At 41.6% G+C, this 3,160-nt stretch carries 1 protein-coding gene; it reads left to right on the top strand.

The features are described 5' to 3' along the window. Positions 1 to 130: 130 nt before the first annotated feature. Positions 131 to 2,821 (top strand): hypothetical protein, encoded by a 2,691-nt coding sequence (locus V7137_RS16855; protein WP_335699157.1) that lies wholly within the window; start codon positions 131 to 133, stop codon positions 2,819 to 2,821. The last annotated feature ends 339 nt before the right edge of the window (positions 2,822 to 3,160 follow it).

Raw genomic sequence — 3,160 nt, 5'->3', positions numbered from 1 at the left:
ATGTATGACTGGTTCAATGTAATTGTTTTATTTATCTTGGTTTACTTATGACTAGTTGGATAGATAATAATTGCGATTGGCAATTCCTTGTGGAAATTTGAGTTCTTATTACGAGCAAAGGAGAATCCGTATGTTTGATTTATTTAAAGATATTGATAAATATAAGGGCATTCCACCATACGCCAGTGAACTTTACGGTGTGTATCAGCCCCTTTTAGGGTGGGAGTCTCGTATGACGAAACAATGGCTTCAAAAGGCCGGCCCTATGATTGATCCTCAAATTAAAGTTATTCTTGATCAAAACATTAAACCTGGTCCTGAAAAAATCAATCCAGACGATATTTGGGAAATGCTTGCTGAACCATTACAGCCCGGTTCCGGACTATCGCCCTATAGGGTCCTTCTCGCAAAAGATTTGAAAAGTGAGTTGTTGAAACTAATCCAGGATAAAGTACAAAAATTTGTTGATGCACATAACGGTCAACTTCCATCAGGCAGTGAATGGCTTACGATTATTGATTTTAATAATTTAATGGATAAAGTGCATGGTGATTTAAGAAAAGTTAACGATATTCACCGCAGGCGTCTCTATGAGGAGGCCATTTTACGAGCACCTGAAAGACACCTTACAGAAGCGATGGTGGATGAAATCAAAAAGACGCATCTGGAATTGATGCAGTATGAGTCACAGATTGCTACCTTTCTTGTATTTCATGCTGAGGGACAGTCTGGCTATAACCAGAATGATTTAAACAAACTGTTCCAAGTAAAGAAAGTTCCTCCTTTGAGCGACATTCTGCGTCCTACAGATCCTTTGGCTGGCATTGACCCCAGAGACGACCGTGGGGCTTTGTCACCAATTGGTATCGTTCACTTGTTCCGCCAATACTTCTTTAATCTGGGGACATTCCTTGGCGAGCCAGTGGAACATGTTTGGCTGGCACCAGGTACAACGATTGAGATGTATGAGACCAGTACCCGAAAAACTACGATAGAGCGTTCTACTGAAACATATAGTGAGACCACCACTAGCTCTGAAAGCGAATTGAAGAGACAGGATGAAATTAGTGAAGCTGTCAAAGAAGAAAATAGCAACAGTACCAAGCTGGGGATTTCTCAGAACAATACAGTCAATACTGGTGTTTATCAAGGGAGCGTTTCTGCTAATTTCGGACTGGAGTCTACCCGGAAAAACACACGAGAGACGATTCACAAACAGAATCGGGAGCAGACGGAGAAGGTATCGAGTCAGATTAAACAGAGCTTTAAGTCGACATTTCGAATGGTCACTGAAACGACAGATACAACTAGTCGGAGACATATCATCGCTAATCCATCGCCAAATCTTGTGAACTACGAACTAAGACGAAAGATGAGAAGAGTAGGCGTGCAGCTGCAAGATATAGGCACTCGTCTATGTTGGCAGGTGTTTGTCGATGACCCTGGCACTACACTGGGGCTGTCCGAGTTGGTACATATCGCTCAATCACCTGATCTTTCAACTTTAAAAGAACCTGACAAGATACCTGATCCTACCACGATAACCAAAAAATGGGTTGTCCCATTTCCGTTTAAACCTGTACTGAATTACTATAACAACCGGGCGCAATATGAATACCAAGGTCATGCAGGCGGTGATACAAATAATCCTCAGCTGGGTATTATCGTAGGCGACGAGGACGATGATGATAGTCAAATTGTCATCGAACAATCATTTAAGGTAGATGTTCCAAGTGGCTACGATTTTAAAACGGATGATATAAGGATGACGGGTGTCCAAGGAGGAAAGATAGCAATCCTTCGTGCAGCAGAGGCAAAGTCTGATGGGACTATTAACATTATTCTCCAACGCGTAGCCTTTGGTGGGGAAAATGTGGTGAATCTGGAATTTGACCTTTTCTTTACCCCAACTCCTGATGAGATTAAACGAGTAAACGATCTAAATGCAAATGCAAAGACGAACTACGATGCAGAGAAAAATCGTCTAGCATACAAAACTTATTTAGAAGAAATTCGTAAACGTATTAAGGATGCGAGTGCCATTAATAAACGACCGTCATGGGACCTGCGTGAAGAAGAACGTACTGTTGTTTACCGCAAGTTGATTGAACTTTTAATGATAGATAGTTGGAGGCAGCCTGACAACCGAAAGCTAAGCCACATTCGTTCAGAGGTCATTCGATCAATTTTCGACGTTGATAGTATGATGTATTTTGTAGCCCCTGAGTGGTGGATGCCGCGTCTTCATCCAAGCCATCATGATCTTAATAAGATTACGGAAGATTACATGAAACCTCTTCAGCTGACTGATAAGAATATTGTGAGCTGGGGTGGAGAAGATCGGCCTGCTAACTATATGATTACAGAAGACTCAGCCCCCGCTCCACTCGGAAGTTCTTTAGGATGGCTGCTTCAGCTTGACGGCGATAACCTGCGTAATGCGTTCTTAAATGCACCTTGGGTTAAGGCGGTTATTCCAATTCGTCCTGGCAGGGAAAACGCAGCTCTTAATTGGCTAAAGTCCATCGAAGGGCATGACCAGGATGGTTGGGACACTAGCTATTTAGGGACAGAACCAGAGTTTCAGGGGATGAAAATGGGCGAGGTCCTAAAAATCATAGCAGACCGGCTGCAACAGCAGAATGAGGATATTCAGAATGTATTGGCGACGGAGAAAGTCTTCGAACATGGATTCGATCACTTGAAGGGCGGTTTTGATGCCGGATTGGATGCAAATGAGGTGTTTAGTCAATGGATCTCGGTATTGCCAACTGACCAGATTGTTGCGGTAGAATATCACCCTAATGATTTAAATTCATAATGACTTTTCTGAAAAAATATTCTAAGCCGATTATCCTGTGGATTAGGATTCTCGGCTTAGTATTTGATATAAAAGGAGTATGTTTGACGTATAAAGGAGCCTAATTAACCACAATTTATGAATATGTCGTTATCTGGAAGGATTTTACTTACTCTGCAAAAAATAATTCTCAATATTATTTGGGGTTTTATTTACATTTTTTCGCAATTAGCTGATGCCATCAATGTAGGATCAAATACGGAGGAATGAAGATGAGGATAAACAAAGGCTTAGCAGTTGATTTCCATTTTAGTTGGTTATTGGTGATACATGCTTTGGTGGCCCGAGATGGAAAATAAG

This window comes from Neobacillus drentensis, assembly GCF_036962765.1.
GTDB lineage: Bacteria > Bacillota > Bacilli > Bacillales > Cytobacillaceae > Neobacillus > Neobacillus drentensis_C.
Note: the sequence above shows the minus strand (reverse complement) of the source record. Positions and strands in the feature narration are given on the sequence as shown.

Bases quoted from the DNA above. Each gene is read 5' to 3' on its own strand.
- V7137_RS16855 (WP_335699157.1), top strand. From the start codon at position 131: ATGTTTGATTTATTTAAAGATATTGATAAATATAAGGGCATTCCACCA.